Annotated in this window: 18 protein-coding genes; 3 read left to right on the top strand and 15 right to left on the bottom strand. The window is 39.0% G+C overall.

Features of this window, described 5'->3' with window-relative positions; genetic code table 11:
- Entirely contained in the window at positions 1–1,800 is a 1,800-nt protein-coding gene (gene uvrC, locus B9A58_RS12415; protein ID WP_084373158.1) for an excinuclease ABC subunit UvrC, read from the top strand.
- A gap of 32 nt (positions 1,801–1,832) precedes the next feature.
- Here the strand turns inward: uvrC and porN are convergent, their stop codons facing one another.
- The 9 genes from porN to B9A58_RS12370 form a co-directional block, all read right to left on the bottom strand.
- Positions 1,833–2,699 (bottom strand): type IX secretion system ring subunit PorN/GldN, encoded by an 867-nt coding sequence (gene porN / locus B9A58_RS12410; RefSeq protein ID WP_084373157.1) that lies wholly within the window; start codon positions 2,697–2,699, stop codon positions 1,833–1,835.
- Positions 2,700–2,710: 11 nt separating this feature from the next.
- On the bottom strand, positions 2,711–4,294 hold the full coding sequence (gene porM, locus B9A58_RS12405) for a type IX secretion system motor protein PorM/GldM (RefSeq protein ID WP_084373156.1): 1,584 nt from the start codon (positions 4,292–4,294) through the stop codon (positions 2,711–2,713).
- A 35-nt stretch (positions 4,295–4,329) separates the two neighbouring features.
- Positions 4,330–5,163 carry a type IX secretion system motor protein PorL/GldL gene (porL, locus tag B9A58_RS12400; RefSeq protein WP_084373155.1) on the bottom strand — a complete coding sequence of 278 codons (834 nt, stop codon included), beginning with the start codon at positions 5,161–5,163 and terminating at the stop codon, positions 4,330–4,332.
- Between the two features lie 40 nt (positions 5,164–5,203).
- Positions 5,204–6,259, bottom strand: coding sequence for a T9SS ring complex lipoprotein PorK/GldK (gene porK, locus B9A58_RS12395; protein ID WP_084373154.1), 1,056 nt, complete (start codon positions 6,257–6,259; stop codon positions 5,204–5,206).
- 186 nt (positions 6,260–6,445) lie between these two features.
- Positions 6,446–7,411: a PorP/SprF family type IX secretion system membrane protein gene (locus B9A58_RS12390; protein ID WP_084373153.1), complete on the bottom strand. Its 966-nt coding sequence runs from the start codon at positions 7,409–7,411 to the stop codon at positions 6,446–6,448.
- A 102-nt stretch (positions 7,412–7,513) separates the two neighbouring features.
- Positions 7,514–8,299: a uroporphyrinogen-III synthase gene (locus tag B9A58_RS12385; RefSeq protein WP_084373152.1), complete on the bottom strand. Its 786-nt coding sequence runs from the start codon at positions 8,297–8,299 to the stop codon at positions 7,514–7,516.
- A gap of 32 nt (positions 8,300–8,331) precedes the next feature.
- Complete coding sequence (locus B9A58_RS12380) at positions 8,332–9,453, bottom strand: DUF4271 domain-containing protein (protein WP_084373151.1); 1,122 nt, start codon at positions 9,451–9,453, stop codon at positions 8,332–8,334.
- Positions 9,446–10,471, bottom strand: a complete 1,026-nt coding sequence (locus tag B9A58_RS12375) for a glycosyltransferase family 4 protein (protein ID WP_245827073.1) — start codon at positions 10,469–10,471, stop codon at positions 9,446–9,448. The genes B9A58_RS12380 and B9A58_RS12375 overlap by 8 nt, the downstream gene beginning before the upstream one ends.
- A 47-nt stretch (positions 10,472–10,518) precedes the next feature.
- The gene (locus B9A58_RS12370) at positions 10,519–12,210 is read right to left on the bottom strand and encodes a BamA/TamA family outer membrane protein (protein WP_139793863.1); all 1,692 of its coding nucleotides are present in this window, start codon (positions 12,208–12,210) and stop codon (positions 10,519–10,521) included.
- Between the two features lie 26 nt (positions 12,211–12,236).
- On the opposite strand from B9A58_RS12370, the gene hemW reads away from it, so the two are divergent.
- Both hemW and B9A58_RS12360 read left to right on the top strand, forming a co-directional pair.
- Positions 12,237–13,361: a radical SAM family heme chaperone HemW gene (gene hemW / locus B9A58_RS12365; protein ID WP_084373149.1), complete on the top strand. Its 1,125-nt coding sequence runs from the start codon at positions 12,237–12,239 to the stop codon at positions 13,359–13,361.
- 105 nt (positions 13,362–13,466) lie between these two features.
- Positions 13,467–13,835, top strand: a complete 369-nt coding sequence (locus tag B9A58_RS12360; protein WP_084373225.1) for a hypothetical protein — start codon at positions 13,467–13,469, stop codon at positions 13,833–13,835.
- Here B9A58_RS12360 and B9A58_RS12355 read toward each other — a convergent pair.
- The 6 genes from B9A58_RS12355 to B9A58_RS12330 form a co-directional block, all read right to left on the bottom strand.
- On the bottom strand, positions 13,832–14,554 hold the full coding sequence (locus B9A58_RS12355) for a LytR/AlgR family response regulator transcription factor (protein ID WP_084373148.1): 723 nt from the start codon (positions 14,552–14,554) through the stop codon (positions 13,832–13,834). The two genes, B9A58_RS12360 and B9A58_RS12355, sit on opposite strands and share 4 nt — an antisense overlap.
- Before the next feature lie 2 nt (positions 14,555–14,556).
- Complete coding sequence (locus B9A58_RS12350) at positions 14,557–15,594, bottom strand: sensor histidine kinase (RefSeq protein ID WP_084373147.1); 1,038 nt, start codon at positions 15,592–15,594, stop codon at positions 14,557–14,559.
- A gap of 130 nt (positions 15,595–15,724) precedes the next feature.
- A complete protein-coding gene (locus B9A58_RS12345) occupies positions 15,725–17,068 on the bottom strand; it encodes an NAD(P)/FAD-dependent oxidoreductase (RefSeq protein WP_084373146.1) in 1,344 nt (447 codons plus the stop codon).
- Between the two features lie 102 nt (positions 17,069–17,170).
- A complete protein-coding gene (locus tag B9A58_RS12340) occupies positions 17,171–17,905 on the bottom strand; it encodes a rhomboid family intramembrane serine protease (RefSeq protein WP_084373145.1) in 735 nt (244 codons plus the stop codon).
- Positions 17,906–17,942: 37 nt separating this feature from the next.
- On the bottom strand, positions 17,943–20,816 hold the full coding sequence (gene uvrA / locus B9A58_RS12335; protein WP_084373144.1) for an excinuclease ABC subunit UvrA: 2,874 nt from the start codon (positions 20,814–20,816) through the stop codon (positions 17,943–17,945).
- Positions 20,816–21,742 carry a lytic transglycosylase domain-containing protein gene (locus B9A58_RS12330; RefSeq protein WP_084373143.1) on the bottom strand — a complete coding sequence of 309 codons (927 nt, stop codon included), beginning with the start codon at positions 21,740–21,742 and terminating at the stop codon, positions 20,816–20,818. The genes uvrA and B9A58_RS12330 overlap by 1 nt, the downstream gene beginning before the upstream one ends.
- Positions 21,743–21,746: the final 4 nt, after the last annotated feature.

Here is a 21,746-nt window from a genome sequence, read left to right as displayed (position 1 = left end):
TTGGGTGAAAATAAATATCCCATAGATTTAAAGGTTTTACCTAGCGCTCCAGGCGTTTATAAATACTTCAATAAGGAGGTATTAATCTATGTAGGGAAAGCTAAGAACCTCAAAAAAAGAGTATCGAGTTATTTCAACAAGCAAACTGGCAATAGCCTTAAAACTAGAAAACTAGTTAAAGAAATTGACCACGTAGAATATGTGATCGTCGACTCCGAATACGATGCGCTCTTGCTAGAGAATAATCTAATCAAAGAAAATCAACCCAAGTACAATATCTTGTTGAAGGACGACAAAAGTTTTCCTTTTATATGTATCTCGGATGAACGTTTCCCTAAAATATATTCAACAAGGAGAGATGAACTCAATGAAGGTGAATATTTCGGTCCTTATACAAGTGTTAAGGCTTTGAACAATGTGCTTGAACTCATTAGAAGTTTATACAAAGTCCGAACTTGCAACTACCTGCTTTCAGAAAAAAATATAGAGAACAAAAAATTCAAAGTTTGTCTCGAATACCATATTGGCAACTGTTTAGGTCCTTGTGAAGGCTTGCAACGAGAAAATGACTACCTAAAAGAAATCGACCAAGCTCGACATATCATTAAAGGCCACTTGAAAATAGTAAAAGATCATTTCTTATCATCCATGAAACAAGCAGCGGAAGACTTAGAGTTTGAAGCTGCTCAAGAGTATAAATCAAAAATTGAATTCCTAGATAAGTTTCAGTCTCGAACCGTTATAGTCAACAAGAAATTAAAGGGTATTGATGTCATTACCATTACTTCCACAGAGAAAAAGGCTTTTATTAATTACATGAGAGTCGACAATGGAATTATTAATATTTCAGATTCTCTGACAGTAACCAAACGTTTGGATGAGGGCGACGAGCAAATCTTAGAATTATTGATTGTTGAATTGAGGGAACGATTCAATAGTGAGTCCAAAACCATATTAAGCAATAAGCACTTTGATTGCTGGCAGGACGCTTTGGAAATAGTGGTGCCACAGATTGGAGACAAGAAGAAACTGGTAGACCTTTCACTAAAAAATGCACTCTATCACAAAAAAGAAGCCTTATCACAAGCACAAAAAACTAAACAAAAAGAAAGCCGAGTTACTAAGCAACTCCAGAATGATCTTAAACTGAAAACTGTTCCTAATCATATTGAGTGCTTTGACAATTCCAATATACAAGGTACAAACCCTGTAGCCTCTATGGTGTGTTTCAAAAAAGGAAAACCATCTAAAAAAGACTACCGTCACTTCAAAATAAAAACTGTAGTAGGCCCAGATGATTTTGGGTCTATGAGAGAAATTGTCTATCGCCGCTACAAACGACTTCAGGATGAACAACTTCATTTTCCAGATCTAATTGTCATAGACGGAGGAAAGGGTCAATTACATGCCGCCTGTGACGCATTAAAAGAATTGGGCATCTATACGGACATACCAATCATTGGAATTGCTAAAAGACTCGAAGAAATATACTACCCTGAGGACAGTATTCCTCTACATATTAGTAAAAAGTCAGAATCCCTTAAGCTCATTCAGCAGCTTCGAGATGAGGCCCATAGATTTGCGATTACTTTCCATCGTTCGTTACGCAGTAAAGGGCAAGTCACTTCTGAGCTAGATCAGATTGATGGTATTGGAGAGAAAACCAAACAAAAATTGTTGACCAAATTCAAGTCGTATAAGAAAATGACAACTGCATCTGTTGATGAAATAGCAGCTGAAATTGGCTCGTCAAAGGCAAAACTTATTATGGCTTATATACAAAAAAAGGGATCTAAATGATCCCTTCAATTTTATAAGTGCGTAATTGAATTCTAGAATTCCCAAAGTTCGTTTTCAAACTCAACCATATCGTATTCTAATTGTTTAGATGCCAAAATAGCATCTCTTCTTGATTTGGTATAAATATCAACGATCCTGTCATCCCTAGGATTGGCAATTTTAGTCAAATTGGATCCAAACAACCTTAGGTTAAATGCATCTGCCATGTTTCTATGTTCAGACATGTTTTGAGCATTGTACCAAATCGCTTCGTCAGGCATACTTCTCCAAAGTGCTACCAAATCCTTATACTTGAAAGATGCAAGTGGCTTTTCAAATAACGCAGGGTTTTTATCTGCAGGAAGAAAAAGTGTGATTGACTGAATATCATAGAATATTCTTGATCTCATTCTATCAAAATAAACCTCTTCTTTCATTTCTGCAATTGAGAAATCTCGAGTAGCAAATTCATTGTTGTCAACAATTTCCTCTTCTGGCTCTTCTCCTTCGTCACCTCCACCGCCAAAGAAATCGTCCTCAGCATCAGCACCAAAGCCCATATCTATTTCCTCTTGAGTAAGGCCACCACCCTCCTCTTCAAACTTTAAGTTCTCCAAGAAAGTCTCTTTAGACATTCTAGTATTTACGGAGTCATTGGTATACGGAAATAACAATCCTGCTTTTACTGCATCAATAATGATCGTTGACAATTCTCCATTTCTAGAAAAAAATGGAGCATTTTGTTTTTCCTCCAAATCAATTCTTCTCCAAACTGTTTTCTTGAACATTTTGTACGCCTCATTCACAGGGTAGACGGAGTCTTTATTATATCCATCCGCTTTTTCCTGTGCATTACTCAACTCAACATTGAATAGAGCAAAACATACAAAAAGGCCAATTACATAACAAAATTTCTTCATAACCTATTTGTTTAGTTTATTCTTATCGTGATGATTCTTGGTCCAAAATTAGGGAAGTTTTCAATATCACCCTTGAAATTTCTTCTTTGAACCTTCTTCACCTCAATTACCAATGCATCACCCTCTCTAGCTTGAGAAGCCAATGATGACAAATTAAGGTCTGGACCCTTTGGTCTCACACTACCAACTGATCTACCAGCTCTTACCAAGTTTACTTCTGATTCAGACACTCTGAACTTCGCATCTTTTGGCAAGAATTGCGCAAATGATTCGTCTGGTTCAGCAGCCAATTTCAGAGACCTTGGAGCACCTTTTACTCCTCTCTTCAAATTAACTGGGCCTCCTTTACCATAAACAACTATTTCTGGCTTAGGTATTCTTTTTACTTTGAAATCTTGAGTTCCTATTAAGTTTCCACTACTTGACACACTTAATGTAACCTTAGCTGAATTTGGTATAATCACCACTTCACCTTTATTAGCTCCAGAAATATTAGAGCCACCTTTAGTAGTAAAAGAAGGATTATAAGATGTTCCCATTGCTGGTACTTGCACATCTAATTCATTACCACAGTTCAAGTATAACGCCTGAACAGACGCAGACTGAATCTGCATCACTGGCTTAGAAACAATATATTCGATCGTATCAACAAAGGTTGTGTCTCTTCCTCCAGGCATTTTTACACTAATCGCTCCAATGAATGATTTTGTAGAATTACCAGATTTATCATAGTTTCCAGGTGTTGCTGTAAACGATACTTTGCCCATTCCACCTACAACTTCTATTTCTTCTCCATCAACTGTCATAGTAGGGGAAACAGAAGAAGAAGAAGCTGCGATAAACAAATCTGCCTCATACCTTGTACCAGCAGCCACTACTTTAGAGTGAGGTTTTACCATAGGTACAATTTGGTCGAACTTCAAGTCTTGTGCTCCCACTTTTGCAGCCAAGTCCTCCAATGCCTTTGTTTCTTCGCTTATTACATCTGACTGAAACTGGCTAAGAGAGGCCAATGCTCCAACCATTGGCGTATTATGACCAAAGTTTAGCTCGGCAAAACCTTTCATATTTTGGTTTTCGTCATTCGCAAATACTGGAATATCTTTGGCATCCTTTGCTAAATTCCCTATAGACTCATCACCAGTCAACTCTCTGAGAAACGCAGAATATCCGTTAAGATTTTCTTTCAAGACTTCTCCTTCATTTTCGTTGACAAACATAGTAGAAGCCTCGTCGATATTTTTCTGTCCAAGATAGACACCATCAACAATTCCACCAGTTCTTTCAACCAACTCATCTTTATAAACCTCTATATCCTTAAGCAGTTTAGTCGTTCTCGCTCGCACTTCTTGAGCCTTTGTCAAAACTGCCACGTCAGCTTCTCTATCGCCCGCGTCAGAAACAGTTTTTTGAATACTTTCTAATTTTTTAGCGTTGTTTTCTACCTTCTCATCATTAGTAACTTCAAAAGCCTGATTGATGAAAATGAATTTTTCTAAAACGCTATTACTTACTTGCAGAGCCAATAGGGCAGTCAGTACCAAGTACATCATGCCAATCATTTTGTCTCTTGCGGATTGTTTACCTCCAGCCATAATTTTCGCTTTTTAAGGTTAAAAAATTATTTAACTTATTTAGCTGATGAAGTATCTCCCCCACCTCTCATAGCCGCCAACATGCTTCCATAAATTTTGTTTAATGAAGTAATGTTGGTATTCAAACTTGTCATTCCTGATCTGAATTTTTCAGTGTCCTTAGCTGCTTCAGCCATACCTTCCATTGCAGAAGTTACATTTGAATAGAACTTGTTCATCGCTTTCACATGACTGTTTGCGTCTTGAAGCTCCATTTCATATACTGCATTGAGTGCTCCTAAATTCTTGGTAACGTTTTTTACTTGCGAGTGGTACTCAGAAGCATCTTTTGAAGCATTTGCCATATCGGCCATTGAAGTGGCAGTTGAAGCATAAGACTTGTTCATTTCTATGAGTGACTTAGATGCATTTTTTACATTATTTGCGTACTCACTGGTCGCTACAGAAGCATCCCCTAAGCTTGACATTTTCTTGGCAGAATCAGCCATGTTGCGCATGCCATCTCCTAAACTTTTAATCAAATCTGGGCCAACCTTAGCTTCTGCTAGCATATTATCCATTTGCTGAGAAACCCCTCCTGTAGCAGCAGGTACAGCCGCACGTGGTTGTGCTTTAGGGCCATCATAATCATCTGCAAGTTCTGGATAAACTTTTGACCAATCTGTTTCTGCGTGTTTTGGTTCAAACGCACTTAAGAAAAATATCACGGCCTCAGTACTCAACCCAATGGTAAGCATTTCACTAGCACCTGGCAAGTGAAGAATTTTAAACATGGCACCAACAATTACTACAGCAGCTCCAATACCATATACCTTAGGCATTATTGTTGAAAACAAAAGCTCTTTAAATCCACCTTTTTTCGCACTCATATTATTTAATATTTTAGGTTATTTAATACAGTTTTAATAATTAAAATTCATTTCCTCCAGATCTTCCCAAATGGGTCATGGCACATCTAAAACCGATAGACGCTCTTGTTGAATCTTTAAATTCGTAAGTTTTGGTTCCTGTTTCCAGGTAATAGGCAATGTCTTTCCAAGATCCCCCTCTAATAACTTTTTTGGGTTCATCCTCGTCAAAATAAGTTGGGTTCAAATCCCATACTAAAGGCATAGCAGAAGGGTTGAAAGCATCTTCCACCCACTCAGCTACATTCCCTGACATTTCATACAACCCATAGTCATTGGCAAAGAATGTTCCGACTGGTGAAGTGTATGCAAAACCATCATCAAAGTAGTTACCTCTACCAGGCTTAAAGTTTGCCAAAAGACATCCTTTCTTATTTCTGATATAGGGGCTACCCCATGGATATTTGTTCATATCCCGTCCTCCTCTGGCAGCATATTCCCACTCAGCCTCAGAAGGCAATCTGAAATTTGGCATTGGGAAAAGTCCACGATCGGCTCTAAAGTTATTCAAATGATCTGTTCTCCACTTGCAGAAGTATTTGGCAGCTTCCCAATCCACCCCGACTACAGGGTAGTTATCAAACGCTGGATGTGACCAATAGTACACCATCATTGGATCTCCCATGTGGTGCGTAAAGTCTCTTACCCAAACAGTAGAGTCTGGAACCAAATCCTCAACCACAAATCCTTCTGGAAGATCTGTTTCTGATCCTTCCGTAATATCCTCAACAAATTGTCGGTATTCATTATTTGTAATTTCCGTATCGTCCATGTAAAATGGCCCGATAGTCACCTGTTTGTTGTAGTTGATCTGAGTAGCAGCTACATCTTCATCCGCCTGCCCCATGTGGAAGGTTCCCGGAGGAATTGCTACCATACCAAAAGGCCGAGTCATTTCCCAACCTTCACGTCCCTGTGCACCTATCAACTCTCCATTGCTATCCATTGCTTCACCTTTCCCCCCAAAAATATTGAGAAGGCTACAGCTCTGGGTACCAATAAGGATAATGAATAGGAAAAGAAACGAAAAAATTCGGCTTACACTAAATTTATTCATAACACAATTTTTATAACATTCATACTTTAACATAACAAGTATACACAAAATATATTGCACGGTTTAAACCATAAATATAATCTTTACAATTCAAGATACATTAAATCTTGAACAAAAATTATAACACGCTGCTAAAATAAGAAAAGCGCTTGTTTTACAACCATTTCCAACCAACTAATTGCTTATTTAATAGCGAAATCTTGGGGTTCTTATAATCTTTTTGGCTCCAGTAGAAATAGACGGGAGATCATAACGTATGAATATTTCGTGAGAGGTTGGTTGTTTAGCAGATTGCTCTTTGATTACATAATCAAAAGAGTATCCAGCCTTCAACTGATTATTGTCCAAGAAAGAATAACCCATCAATAACGCCATGGCTTCATTGTTTCGATAGCTCAATCCAGCCCATACTTTTTTGTTATAAGTGGCCATTGCGCTAAGATCTATTGAATAGGTATTCAAATCTGAGGTGACCAAAAGTGATGGCGTCAAATCAATATTGTAGGTCAGTCTGTAATTGTATTCTCCATAGAGATTATATACTATACTTGTTTTGTTATCTACCAAACTTGAACCGTCCAGCCCATAATTCATTTCAGGTCTTAATAGATGATTCACCCCGCCTGCTATTATATAATTATCAGTTGAGTAGCTGATGCCCAATGCCAAGTCAAAAACAGATTGAGATTCCCTTGTATTTGGTATGGCAGGATCTGGCACGACAGTCCTCAATCTTGTGCCATCCAAAGTTTGATTCATAAATTCTGGCCTTATACCAAGACTTAGCACTCCTCTGTTTAAGCTCTTATGATATGCTATCGAAATCTGTGTCCCAACATTGCTCAATGCACCTAGTTTGTCATAAACTACATTCATACCTATACCTAATGGTATTTTTTTGAGCGTAATTGGTGTGGAAAAATTCAGGAACTGTGTAGATGGCGCTCCTCCATCTTGCTCAAATGTGGGCTCATAGCCCAGCCATTGGGCTCTACTCAATACACTAACACTACCTTTTCCATCCAGTGCAGTTAGCGCAGGGCTCCAATAAGATTTATTAAGCATGTACTGAGTAAAATGAGGATCCTGTTGCGCATTGGATTTATAGCCAAACGCAATCAGTACAACAATGATAGTGATGATTCTCCTCATAGGGGTTTTACAATTACATTACGTTGTAACAAACAACGTGTTATGTAATAATAATCAAAAATTGAAAATACCCTTACCTAGGCTGTCACTATTTGGTGAATTCTAAATATTATTGGCCTTCTTGATGTACAGTTCCAAAGCACCAGTCATTGATGGGGCATTTGGCAAAGGCGCTTGAATATCCAGAATTAAGTCTGCATCTCTTACCGCCTGGGCTGTTGTGGGGCCAAAAGCAGCGATTCTTGTTTTCTTTTGCTCGAAATCTGGAAAATTAACCATCAATGAGTTAATTCCTGATGGACTGAAAAAAGCAATGATATCATAATTAACATCTGCCAAATCAGATAAATCGCTGGCTACAGTTTTATAAATTATAGCTTCAGTACAATCAAACCCATTTTCGTTCAGAAAATCAGGAATGTCATTTTTTCTGATATTAGAACAAGGAAAAATATACTTCTCGTTTTTGTGTTTTTTCAACACTTCAAGTAATTCCGTTGCTGTCCTCGATCCAGTAAATATTTTCCTCTTGCGGATAACAATGTACTTCTGAAGGTAGTTAGCCGTTTGCTCAGAAATACAGAAATATTTCATGTCTGACGGAATTTCAACTTTGCTTTCAGCAGCCAATCTGAAAAAGTGGTCAACAGCGTTTCGACTTGTAAAAATTACAGCCGAATGTTTCAAAATATCTATTTTCTGAGCTCTAAACTCTTTAATATCGACCGGATCGATTTGGATAAAGGGTCTGAAGTCAATTTTAATATTATACTTTTCTGCGAGATCAAAATAAGGTGACTTGTCACCTGTTGGCTTTGGCTGAGAAACCAAAATGCTTGATACTTTCTTTAGCCTAGCTTTGTCTTCAATCAATAATTCTTCACTCATTCCAATGGACCTATTTGAAAACTATTATGTAACTATTTTAAGAAAATCTTAAAGAATAGTAACAGTGGGATCAATTCTGAACTGCAAAGGTATGAAAATAAATGAAGTTTTCTAAACGTATAAATCTTATTTAAAACAAAAAACATAAGAACAAGACGTCCTGTCCAAGCCAATACGATAATAAGTTGTAATAATTTCCAATATTCATTGACAATCACTCCCCCAAAAATTCCATTAATAAGGCTCAATGAAAACATAATCAAAGCCATAATTAATGACAGCCTGAAATAGGCAAAGAAATGCACAACCCTCACCTTATTGATTTTAAAAAGTTCAGTGCCAAGGGTTATTAAAAGTAGCTTTCCCAACATGAACACGAAACAGATAATACAAACCATAATTCCAACAGAAATACTACCTACTTGCAATAAGTCCATGGGGATTTCGAAAGTCGATTCGGTCTGAAATAGACCAATGTTCATGACTGTGTTTCCAACTAAAATGGCATAAAATAGCATAAACGCCAGATTAGGCCAGGATAATGGCGCATGAGCAATAATTAAGTCAAAATTCTGACGAAGCTGTAAGGATTTTCCGAACGAAAAATATTCTCGGAACAATCTAAAATTAAATGCTCTAAAAAGCGCAATTAAGGATAAGGTCACAATCGAAATAATGATAAACTTATCTAATTGTCCATTGGTTCTTTTTTGCAAAAAAACGCTCTCATTAGTGGAAATAGAATCTTCTGCTTGGATGCTAACAATTGAAGTGCCTACCAGAGGCTCATTAAATTCAGCGCTATAAAGTGTGATGAACAATCGATCTTTTTCAAATACATCCTTGAGGCTATCCAAACCCCAAAAATGCGTGGTTTTTTCAAGATTGGCAAAGACTAGTTCTCCATCAATTCGAACGAAATAATTTTCCGAAAGGGCAAGCTTCAAATAGGACGATTGAAATTTGTTAAGGTCTAATTTAAAACGAATAGCTTTTGACTTGTTCTGTTTAAAATACGGCTCATAATGTCCAGTCTTTTCATTGTAAACTTCCCAATCCCAACGCAAATTTTTCAGCTCCGTGTCTAGTGCTCTAGCGTCATAAACTAGCAACAAGCTAATTGAACAGATAAACCAGCTTGCCCACTTACACATTTACTTGCCTTCTTCTTTTTTTGATAAGTACTTCCAAAAGCACGCTGCTCATAACAGCGAAGAGGCCAATAATGACGAGCAAGATTGAATTGCCCAGGTGAGCAAAGAAAATTGCAAATGAAATTACAGCTATGTTGACTACAGACAACGTCACGACTACCTGCAAATGAGTGAGGCCAAGGTCGCACAGGTAGTGATGGACATGATTTCTATCTGGCATAAAGGGAGAAACTCCTCGATAAACTCTTATAGTGAAGACTCGAATCGTATCAAATATTGGGATAAAAAGAATACTGATTGCAAGGGCTGGTGCAGAAGCAACTTTATCCATTTCTATAAAGTGAATGGCCAAAATGGATATAATAAACCCACTCACCAAAGCTCCAGTATCTCCCATAAAAACTCTGGCATTGAGTAAATTGTATCTTAAGAATCCGACCATAGCGCCCGTAAGGGCAAAGCATACATAGGCGTAGCTAGCCTCTCCATATAGATAAAAAAATGTTCCGAATGTCGTACATATAACAACCACAATGGAACCTGCTAATCCATCTACTCCGTCAATGAGATTAACCGCATTTGTAATACAGAGAATAACCAAAAAACTAAATGCATAACTCATCCCTACATCCAAATCGTAGATGCCCAAAAAACCTTGAAAACTGGAAATTCTAATGTCTGCATAAAAAAGAACAATTCCTGCGGCCAGTACCTGGACGAAAAATTTCTTGAACACGGACACGCCATTGATATCATCTTTGACACCTACAAAGAAAATAATCAAACTGCCTGCAAGTAATTGCTGAATACCGAGAGACATTTGACCAAATATGGCTACTCCAGTCATAAAGCCAGCAAAAATGGCTAACCCGCCTAGTCGAGGGGTGTTAATATCATGGAATTTTCTAAAATCTGGCTCGTCCAATATGCGCTTACTGTGCGCTACACTAATAATGGTAGGGATAGAAAACATAGAAATAAGTAGCGCCCAGAAAAATATCAGAATGGATTCGATCATGAGTTAGTGAGTATTTGACTCAAAGTAAGTCAAAAGTCAATACCTTTTCAAAAAATAGCAGTATATCCAAAATGGATTTTCGATGAGGCAAACGAAAAGGAAGCGCCATCTCTTTTCCCTAATCCATAAAGTATTTTAAAATTACCCTGGTCAGTATTGAATTGCATACCAGCACCAAGCCCAGAAGGCTGATCTGAAAAAGACCCACTCAATATCTCATAAGAAAGAAATGATTGATCATAAAAAGCAACCAAATAAGAATTAGTATCTACATAATACCTCCATTCCAAATTAATCAGGGCATATCTAGATGCGAAAAACTCTAGCTCATTAAAGCCTCTTATGGTCTTTAATCCCCCCAGTCGAAATAAATCATTCAGATATAGATAATCATTAAATATGACTCCATTTTTAGAAGCCAAATAAAGTACAGATCGAGCAGAGATTTTTTTATAATATTCTAAAGTTGCTCGTAATCTATACTGTGTTGATTCAGGAATAGGAGTGCCTGTATTAGTTACGGACTTTTTCCCAATATTTATGCTCCACTGAGTTTGAAAGCCGCTTTTAGGATTATAGAGTTGATCCAGCTTGTACCAATCAATAGAGAGTCCGTAATAGTCAATATCAAAATCTCCACTAGCTCCTGATCGATCGTCTAACTCATTTCCCAACAGATTTTCATAACTCATGCGCATACTTACGCTTCTTGATGGGCGATAATCAAAAGCGAATTGTAGAGATCTATTAGAGTAAATGGTATCCTGCCTGATTTGATCCAGCGAAAAGTAAAAATCCAGAGGAGACCCAAGCAATATGGGGTGCAAGTACGCAGCGTGTAATTGCTGAGCACCTGGTTCAAGTTTTTTCCAATTCACTTCAACCTTTTTTCCAGATTGAAATAAATTACTGATACTCAAATCCAACTCTCCCGTCACCTCTACACCCTCACCATCTTGCCCTGGCACTAAGCCAAGTATACCATCAAAATAATTTACCTTTCTGTGGATTAAGTCCATTTCTACCCTCGCCTTTTTTAGCTGAAATGAGGTACTAACTTTTTCCAGGGATAGGAAGGGCAGGTGTTGAATTTTGTCTTCTACTTGAGCTAAGTCTCTTTCGTCGTAATTTTCACCAAAATCCAGTCCAAGATACTTACTCAGAAAAACAGGCTTGACCAATCCAGCTGGATTGACGACCAAACTGTCATAAGTGATTTTTGAACCTATATCCAGTCTAAGCTGAACCCATAATTTATCATCAATCATGGACGATGAGTCCATAAAAAAAGTAGCAAACGGATAACCATTCATTTCAAGGTAATCTAAAAGTCGTTCTATTTCGGACTCAATCTGTTCAGGTGAGGAAATTTTGTTAGACTTTATTTTTGGAAAACGAGTGAGGTTATTGATCATGTCCTCAGCGTCAACAATGGAAATTTCCACATCATCAAACGACCTTCCCTGATAACCAAATACTTTAAGTGTATCAGAATCCATTCTAACAGAGTCAAAACTTGCCAGCCAATAACCATCTTGTCGCAACTCAGATATAACCGATTTTTTTGTCGCTTCTATTTCATTTACATCTAGCACTGATCGTTTTGGCGCATACTTGTCATCGATCCCTACGAAGACAACAACCTGTGAAATGGAATCCGCTGTCTGAGCAAATAAGTTTCCCAACATCCCAAGTACGAGGCAGCAAGAGGTGATATGTTTTCGAAATTGTCTATACATTAGCGTCTCACTATCATTCGAACGCTTTGGCCGGAATCTACATTCATATTCCTTATTGTAAACAAGCCTGCCATTATTGTGATTTCCATTTTTCCACCAATCTAAACACCAAAACAGATTTAATTGATGCAATCCTTAAGGAAATTGAATTACAAAAAAATTATCTAGGGGGTGAAACTGTCGAAACCATATATTTTGGTGGTGGAACCCCGTCACTTCTAAGCAAGCAAGAGCTCTCATCTATTCTCAAAACTATTGGTGCAAATTTTACCGTTGTGGCAAAACCAGAAATCACATTGGAAGCCAATCCCGACGACTTGACTCCCGCTAAGTTAAAAGAATTGAGGGCAGCAGGAATCAACAGACTGAGCATTGGCATCCAATCCTTCAATGATCAAGTTCTCAAATACTTCAATCGTGCTCACAACGCGCAAATGGCTGCCTCAGCAGTTCAAGAAGCTCAGGCTATAGGATTTCAAAACATTTCTATTGATATCATATTTGGTGTGCCCAATCAATCAGTTAATGATTTACAGAAAGATCTCGTGCGGGCATTAGAATTTAAAACTCAACACATCTCCATATATGGCCTCACGATCGAAGATGACACGGTTTTTGGTAAATGGGAAAAACAAAAAAAATTAACCCCACTAGATGAAGATATTGCCGCCAAACATTTGGAAACAATCATGAAAACATTTGCTCAGGCAGGCTATGAGCAATATGAGATTTCTAACTTTTGTCTACCAGGATTTGAATCCAAGCACAACTCTTCTTATTGGCATGGGAAAAAATATCTTGGACTAGGGCCAGCTGCACATTCCTATAATGGTCAGGAAAGACAATTCAATCAAGCACACAACATCAAATATATCAAACAGTTGACGTTGAACAACTTACCCTGTTCTGTTGAGATCCTGACTAACGAAGACCAGATCAACGAATTCATTCTCACACAACTTCGATTGAAACAAGGACTTGATTGCGCCAGCCTAAATGAAAAGTTTTCTCACGACATCATGTATCTGAAGAAAACTGAAATTGCGCAATTTACTGATTTGAAAATGCTGGATGCATCAGGCGATTTTCTTAAGCTGACACCAAAAGGCAAATTACTTGCCGATTTCATTACTGAAAAACTTATAATCTGATTATATTCATCATTTATTATTGGCTACTACGCTTTTGTATATGTTGGCCAGTCCAAATATTTGAATTTCAAAAAGGCACAACACAAAACAGAGCCGACTTCTAGCATGACAAGACAAGAAAAACGAGCATTGATGTTATTAAAATCGTTGATATTCCATTATCATGGTTTAGACGAAGATGAGAAGGCCCTGCTAGAAGAAAGTGCCAATCAATATGCCGCTCATAGAGAATTGGATTGGGCCAATGCTTTTATTGCAGAAGATTTTTTGTCGGCATTTGAAAGGGCAAGAGAATTTCTAAACAAAGTCATTGGAGTTTTGCCAAAAGAGAAAAAGCTCGATCATCTGATTGCTGTATGGCAAGACAACCACAAAAAAGGCTACATGACTGAAATGGAAGCCACAGCAATGATAAATTTGGCAAAAGACTGGGATATTCAGAGTGAGCTCATGGAACGTGTCAGAGAGGGCTAGAGGCTCATGCGTTCCTTAAATTTGGAAGCTTGTCTCCTGCTCACCTCCACTTTTTCTCCATCCTTGAGCTGAACCATCAAGCCACCATTGAACCAGGGCTCGATAGATTCTACCCACCCCAGATTGATGATATGTTTCCTACTTGCCCGAAAAAAAGACTTATCATCCAATTTTTCGTCCAGGGCATTCAATGATTTATGAATCATTGGGCGGAAGCCATCAAAATATACCTTGATATAATTCCCATCTGACTCGAACAATCTGATTTTCTCCAATTTTACAAACCAACATTTTTCTCCATCCTTCACAAAGACCTGATCTGAAGATTTCAATTTCTCTGAAGATTCTTCAACATCCACAGTTGGCTTGATTGATTGATCCAAGACTTTCTTTACCACATCTGCCAGCCTCTTGGTGTCTATGGGCTTAAGCAAATAGTCCAATGCATTAAACTCAAAGGCTTTAATGGCGAACTGATCATAAGCAGTTGTGAAAACAACCAATGGCGTTTTCTCCAGCATTTCCAACAACTCAAAGCCAGTTTTATCTGGCATTTGAATGTCTAGAAAAATGAGGTCAGGATCATGCTGTTGTATTTTTTCAACAGCATCATCAGCATTGACTGCCTCATCTACAATTTCGATCTCTGGAAACTCTGCCAATAGTGTGGTCAGTTCCTTTCTTGCTAGCCTCTCGTCATCTATTATTATTGCCTTCATATCTAATATCCTTTGGGTAAAACCAATTCTGTCAGCACTGTATTTTCGCTTTCATTTTTAATGCTAAAACGAGCCATTTCCCCATAAATCAGCTCAATTCTTTTCTTTGTATTGTCTAGTCCATACCCTCTTTTGGTGATTGGTTTGTGATCTAAATATACACCTGAATTTCGAATTTGAACAACCAGAAAATCGCCTTCAATTCTTGCCATCACACTTATTGTTCCACCCGATTTCAATTTAGAAATACCATGTTTGATACCATTTTCTACTAATGTCTGGATCATCATGGGCGGAATTTTAATTTTATGTGTACGCTTGCTTACCTCCCATTCTACATTCAATCGCTCCTCATATCTGATGGATTCTAAGCTCAGATAATCCTCCACTGTAGCCATCTCATCCTGTAGCAATACCAGCTTCTGTTTGTCCACCTGAAGCGAAGTCCTTAGAATATTCGACAATTGAGTAATGGCCGATTTTGATTTCTTTGGATTTTCATCAACAAGGGCCCTGATGCTATTCAAGGCATTGAAAATAAAATGTGGATTCAGCTGAGCCCTGAGGTTGTTCAACTCAGTATCTCGTATGACTGCCTGATATTGCAAAGACCTATTGTACTCCTCAAAGTAGTGATAAGTAAAGTAGACTAAAGACCAAAGAAAATACATAGCTGCAGGAGCCAAAATACCAAGTAAGATGTGGGGAGGCCTCAATTCAACTGACACCACCAAAGTACCCATGAGAAACGATACCAAAATCAAAGAAAAATAATTGAGCAAACCCAATAAAAAATTTGATATTAGGATTCTTGGGATGAGCCTGATAGAAGAAAAGGTAAACCACTGTTTTTTTTTGATCAGGTAACGTAGAAAATGCGACGAGCCAATATAAAACGCCAGTTGAAAAACAGCACCAAATAGATCAGTAAAAGCAATCTTATTGCTCTGCATCAATAATACAGCAAAGTTGAGCAAACCCCAGGAGGACCACCCAATAATTTGGCACAACCAATAGGCACGTGGCTTTGTCATCTGCATAGCTGCCAAATTTATAGAAACCCTTGGATTGCACCACTACGATTTGATTAGTGGCGAAATGAGAGGGCGATTGGGAAGAATGGCACATTTCCAAAGTTCAAAAACTTTGGAAATGTTAACCAGCTCATGCTCAAGCCACCAAAACCTCTTTATCCTCCTTTGGCTTTTCCTTCTTTTTGGCTTTGGCTTTTACAAAAGGTCTAATTATTAGGCGTGTGCCTCTGTCGTAAGTGAAATAGTTCCACAGCCAATTACCAAAAATGACAATCTTGTTTCTGAATTCTACTATTAGGATCAAGTGCACAAACATCCAGGTGAGCCAAGCCAAGAATCCGCCAAACTTAAATTTTCCGAGTAACTCAGTCACGGCTTTGTTGCGACCCACAGTAGCCATTGTTCCCTTATCCGTGTATGAAAAGGCCTCCCAAGGTTTGCCTTTTTTCATTCCGTTAAGGTTTTTTGCGAGTAGTTCTCCTTGCTGTATGGCAACAGGCGCTAGCATTGGATGGCCCTTTGGATATTCTTTATTGGCCATACTGGCTACATCACCAATGGCATAAATATTTTCAAAATCAGCCACTCGATTGTATTCATCAACTTTGAATCGTTTATCTGGTGTAATATCAAGCGTCAAGCCCGAAATGGCATTGCCCTTCACTCCAGCAGCCCAGACTAAAGTCTCTGTTGGAATTTGCATACCATCATTGAGTGTTACTATTTCGCCATCAAATGCCTTCACAATTTTGCCAACGTAAATATTGACATCAAATTTCTTAAGGTAGTCAAACGCTCTTTTGCCAGAATACTCAGACATGGCTCCCAGTAGTCTTTCTTGACCTTCTACCAGGTAAATCTGCATTTTGTTGAGATTCAGTTCAGGAAAATCCTTGGGCAACACATGCTGCTTCAGCTCTCCCAACGCCCCAGCGACTTCTACACCTGTAGGCCCTCCACCTACGATCACATAGTTCATCAGTCGCTGCATCTCATTCTCATCTGTCATCAACACGGCCTTTTCAAAATTCTGCAAGATTTGGCTTCTGAGGTTTAGCGCATGAGGCACCTGTTTGAGTGGAAAACTTTTGTGCTCAAACTCGTCATTCCCAAAGAAATTAGTCAGTGAGCCGCAAGCCAGCACTAGTCGGTCATACTTTAAGGTGCCAATGTTGGTTTCGACCTTTTGATTTTTTTCATCAATGCGATTGACTGTTGCCATTCTGAAATAGAAGTTCTTTCTATTTTGAAAGCTCTTCCTAAGTGGGCCCGCAATAGAATCTGGTTCCAAACCAGCCGTAGCCACCTGATAAAGCAGTGGTTGAAAAGTGTGATAATTGTATCTGTCGAGTAATACAACCTGAAATTTTGAGGAGTCTAATTTTTTGAGGAATCTGAGGCCTCCAAAGCCTCCACCTACTACTACTACTCTGGGTAATTCTGACTGAGGAATTTTGATCTCCTCATTTTCGCCTACCATGTTCATTACGATTTGTGTGCTTTAAAAGCTAACGATCTTTGAATGGCGAAGTTGAGAATTTTCAAAGTATTTATCGCTGTACAAATCACAGAGATTTAGGTATTAATTCGCACTCAACATCCCTTGTTTCTTTAAGATCAAACAAGTAAGGAATCCGCTGGTAGCAGACATAACATGGATAAAAGAAATATGGATATCAATTCCGATCACTGTCAGATTGATCACCTCAAAGCAAGCAATCATCAAAAGCAAAAACCACTGCTTACAACTGGTGCAAGCCAAGGCTCCAATTACGGCATAAAATCCTACGGATCCTCCCATCCAATTGCGTTCAAATCCGAAAGAGAAAAACTCTACATTTGGCCAATAGGCAATGCCTACATTAAAAAATATGCCAAAGAATACGCCAACAAAAATGTAGGAGATGAAAAATATGATTACCGTGGGCTTGTAGCCATTCTGTGCCTCAAAGGATTGCACAGGCATCATAAATCCAAAAATGGAAACAAACAAGATGTGATCCAGTCCATTATGAAAAAAAGGAGCAGTAAACCAGCTAAAAATATAGTCCACAGGCTCAGTAACCATCTTAATCATCCAAATGGCTTGATCACAAGCAAAGGCCTGTTGCCACGTGTCACAGTGTCTGGTGGATGCAAACCCCAGTACTCCAATGATTGACCATATTACAATGAGATAAAGGATTGAAAATGGCCTTGACTTGATCCAGTCCATAAAACCCATGCGCTCACCATATACATTGGTCCAAAACCATTGGTAGGGAATGAGTTGTTCCTTGGTATGCTTCTTTTGCTTTGCTTGCTTGCTTTCTTCCATTGCTCCTGTTCAAAGCGGCCAAAATAGATGAAATATTTTAAGATGATAATTCCTCAGCCAAAAACTTGGCGGTATAGCCGGCATTTTTTGCTGCTACCTGCTCGGGCGTGCCTTCAGCAATAATCTGGCCACCACCATTACCCCCTTCAGGCCCCAGGTCAATTACATGATCAGCAATCTTGATAACATCCAGATTGTGCTCAATGATCATCACTGTGTTGCCTTTCTCCACCAAGATATTAAGTACATTAAGCAAATGCTGAATGTCTTGAAAATGCAGTCCAGTAGTAGGTTCATCCAAGACATAGAACGTTTTTCCCGTATCTTTTTTAGAAAGCTCTGTGGCTAATTTTACACGCTGAGCTTCTCCACCAGATAGCGTAGTCGCATGTTGGCCGAGCGTGATATAACCCAAACCTACATCATTCAAAGTTTTAATTTTTCGTACAATTTTAGGCTGATGTTCGAAAAATTCTACGGCCTGCTCTACCGTCATGTTCAATACGTCAGCAATCGATTTGCCTTTAAATCTTACTTCAAGCGTCTCACGATTGTATCGCTTGTCTTTGCAAGTTTCGCATGGCACATAGACGTCTGGCAAGAAATCCATTTCTACCAATTTCATCCCTGCTCCTTCACAAGTTTCACATCGTCCACCTTTTACGTTGAATGAAAATCTTCCAGGTTTATACCCTCTTATTTTGGCTTCCGGCAATTGAGAAAATAAGGCTCTAATATCTGTAAAGACACCTGTATAAGTAGCTGGATTGGATCTAGGCGTACGCCCAATGGGAGACTGATCCACTTCTATGATCTTATCCACATGATCCACACCATCAATACTTTTGTATGACAATGGCTCTTTTCGGGAGCGATAGAATTTCTTATTCAGAATAGGAACAAAGGTCTCATGAATCAAAGAAGATTTTCCACTTCCAGACACACCCGTTACGCATATCATTTTGCCCAGAGGCAAAGTCAAATTCACATTCTTCAGGTTATGACCTGAAGCTCCTTTCAGGATAATTTTTTCACCATTTCCAGCTCTTCTCACTGCTGGTACAGCAATACTTAGTTGGCCATTCAGATAACCAGACGTAGTGGTAGGTTTTTTAACAAATTCAGCTGGTGCTCCTTCTGCCACTATCTGCCCACCATGTCTTCCTGCACCTGGCCCAATGTCTATGATGTAGTCCGAATCCAGCATCATGTCTTTATCATGCTCCACTACGATTACTGTATTTCCAAGGTCTCTTAAGTCTTTTAATGCCTTAATCAACTTTACGTTGTCGCGTTGGTGCAAACCAATACTCGGCTCATCTAAAATATAGAGCACACCAACCAGCTGTGTACCTATCTGTGTTGCCAGTCGTATCCGCTGTGCTTCTCCTCCTGACAGGGTTCTTAGCGATCTATTAAGCTCCAAATAGTCCAGCCCCACGTCCAACAAGAAGCCCAATCGCTTTCGAATTTCTTTTAGAATTTCTGTAGCAATAATATTTTGTCTATCCGTCAGTCGGCTCTCCACATCTTTAAACCATTCGGTCAGGTCATGGATATTGAGTCTAGCCAATTCAGAAATGTTTTTATCTGCTATTTTGAAATGCAAAGATTCTCTTCTCAATCGAGCGCCTTCGCATTCTGGACATGTGGAGGTAGTAGTGAAGTCTTTGATCCACTTCTGAATTTTTTCCGTTCCACTGTCTTTTTGCTTTTCCAGAAAGGTAGCTATACCTTCAAATTGGGTATTCCAATCTGTTCCTGGATATTTTTTAGAACTGACAGCCACAGGCTCATCATCCCCATAAAGCAATACATCCAACACATCAGATTTGATATCCTTGACAGGAGTCGTGAGACTGTATTTATGTTTCTTTAGAATAGCTTCGATTTTTTTAAAGATCCAGATGTCTCTGAATTCGCCCAAAGGCAAAATAGCTCCACGACTGATACTCAATGTATTGTCAGGAATGATATTTTCTTTCTCAATTTTTTCAATTACCCCCAATCCATTACAGGTTTGGCAGGCGCCATAAGGCGAGTTGAATGAAAAATTGTTTGGCGCGGGATCGTCATAAGCCAGGCCAGACTTGGCATCCATCAGATGTTTGGAAAAGTGATGCATGTCGCCTTGCTCATCCAAAATCATCATCACACCTTTGCCTTGCTGAATCGCAGTTTTCAAGGACGCATTGATTCTAATTTTATCTTTTTCCCTCACCTGCACGCGATCAATGACTACTTCTATATCGTGGGTCTTGTATCTGTCGACCTGCATCTTTGGGATCAAATCTTGCAACTCCCCATCTATACGCACTTTAGTGAAGCCCATTTTGGCTATCTGCACAAAGAGTTCACGATAGTGACCTTTGCGACCTTTGACTACAGGCGCCAGAATGGAGATTTTTTGATTATCAAAAAAGGACAGCACATGAAAGAAAATTTGCTCTTCCGTCTGTTTCTCCATTTTCTCTCCTGTCACATAGGAATAGGCAATACCTGCTCTAGCAAACAGCAAACGCATGAAATCATACACCTCCGTGACTGTCCCGACAGTTGACCTTGGGTTTCTACTGGTAGTCTTTTGCTCTATTGAAATCACAGGGGAGAGACCATTGATCTTGTCTACATCTGGGCGTTCCATATCTCCCATGAAGCTTCGTGCATAAGCTGAGAAACTTTCCATGTACCTTCGCTGACCTTCAGCGTAAATAGTATCAAAAGCCAAAGAGGATTTACCACTTCCACTGATACCCGTGATCACCACCAACTGATTTCGTTTGAACTTTACATCTATGTCCTTTAGGTTGTGCTCACGTGCTCCATAAACTTCAATGTAATCCGTGTGTTCTCCTTCTAAAGCATCTAAGGTGCTTGGTACTAGTTCTTCTGTGTCTACTGCTTTCGCCATTATTTTCTTGCAGGTATTTTAACTTCAAATTTTTGTCCCGATTTCACTCGCATGTCATACGCTCTGATCCAAGGATTCAGCCGCTTGAGCTGATAGTAGTTGGTGCCATTTTTGGCCGCAAAGTCGTTCCAATTATTGACTGAAACTTCTACTATAATATTTTCCATACGCTCTGGAGAATAGGCTTCATCCACTACGAACCCAAAGGTCTCAGGATTTTCCAGCATATTTTTTAATGCCAATATCCTGAAGACATATCTAGAGGGTTCCTCAGACATCACCATGTCATAGTAAGAAGTCGCACGCTGGTTTTCTATCACGCTGGCAGCACCACTCATTCCCATATTGTAAGCAGCCGCCACTACCGTCCAATTGCCAAATTTCTTATACGCCTTTTTCAGGTATTCTACAGCTGCTTCTGTAGAGCGAATAGGATCATATCGCTGATCTATCTGCTTGTTTACAATCAGACCAAAGTCCTCAGCCGTACTTTTCATGATTTGCCAGAACCCAACTGCTTTTGCAGGTGAAATGACTTGATCCAGACCACTTTCTGCCACTGCCAAATATTTGAAGTCTGTTGGGATGTCGTTAGCTGCCAATATAGAATCCAGCAGTGGCAACCATCTCTGAGCCCGTTTCAAAAGTATGATTGAATTGGAGTGCCAGAAGGCATTTACTTGTACCTCTCGATCCAATCGTTCTCGCACATCCATCCGATCCAGAGGTACTTTTTCGCCAGCAAAAGTCATTGCTTCAGGTACAGGGTACCCCTTAATGGAATGATTGTTTTCTTTAATCTCAACCACAGGAGTTGGTGCTGTATTAGATTCAGGTGTATTATTCGAAAATATTCGCTCTGCCCAATAGATAACTGCACCTCCAACAAGTAATCCCACTAAAAAATACTGATGTTTTTTTAACATTCAA

Source organism: Reichenbachiella faecimaris, from assembly GCF_900176375.1.
In the GTDB taxonomy this organism is placed as follows: domain Bacteria; phylum Bacteroidota; class Bacteroidia; order Cytophagales; family Cyclobacteriaceae; genus Reichenbachiella; species Reichenbachiella faecimaris.
Note: the sequence above shows the minus strand (reverse complement) of the source record. Positions and strands in the feature narration are given on the sequence as shown.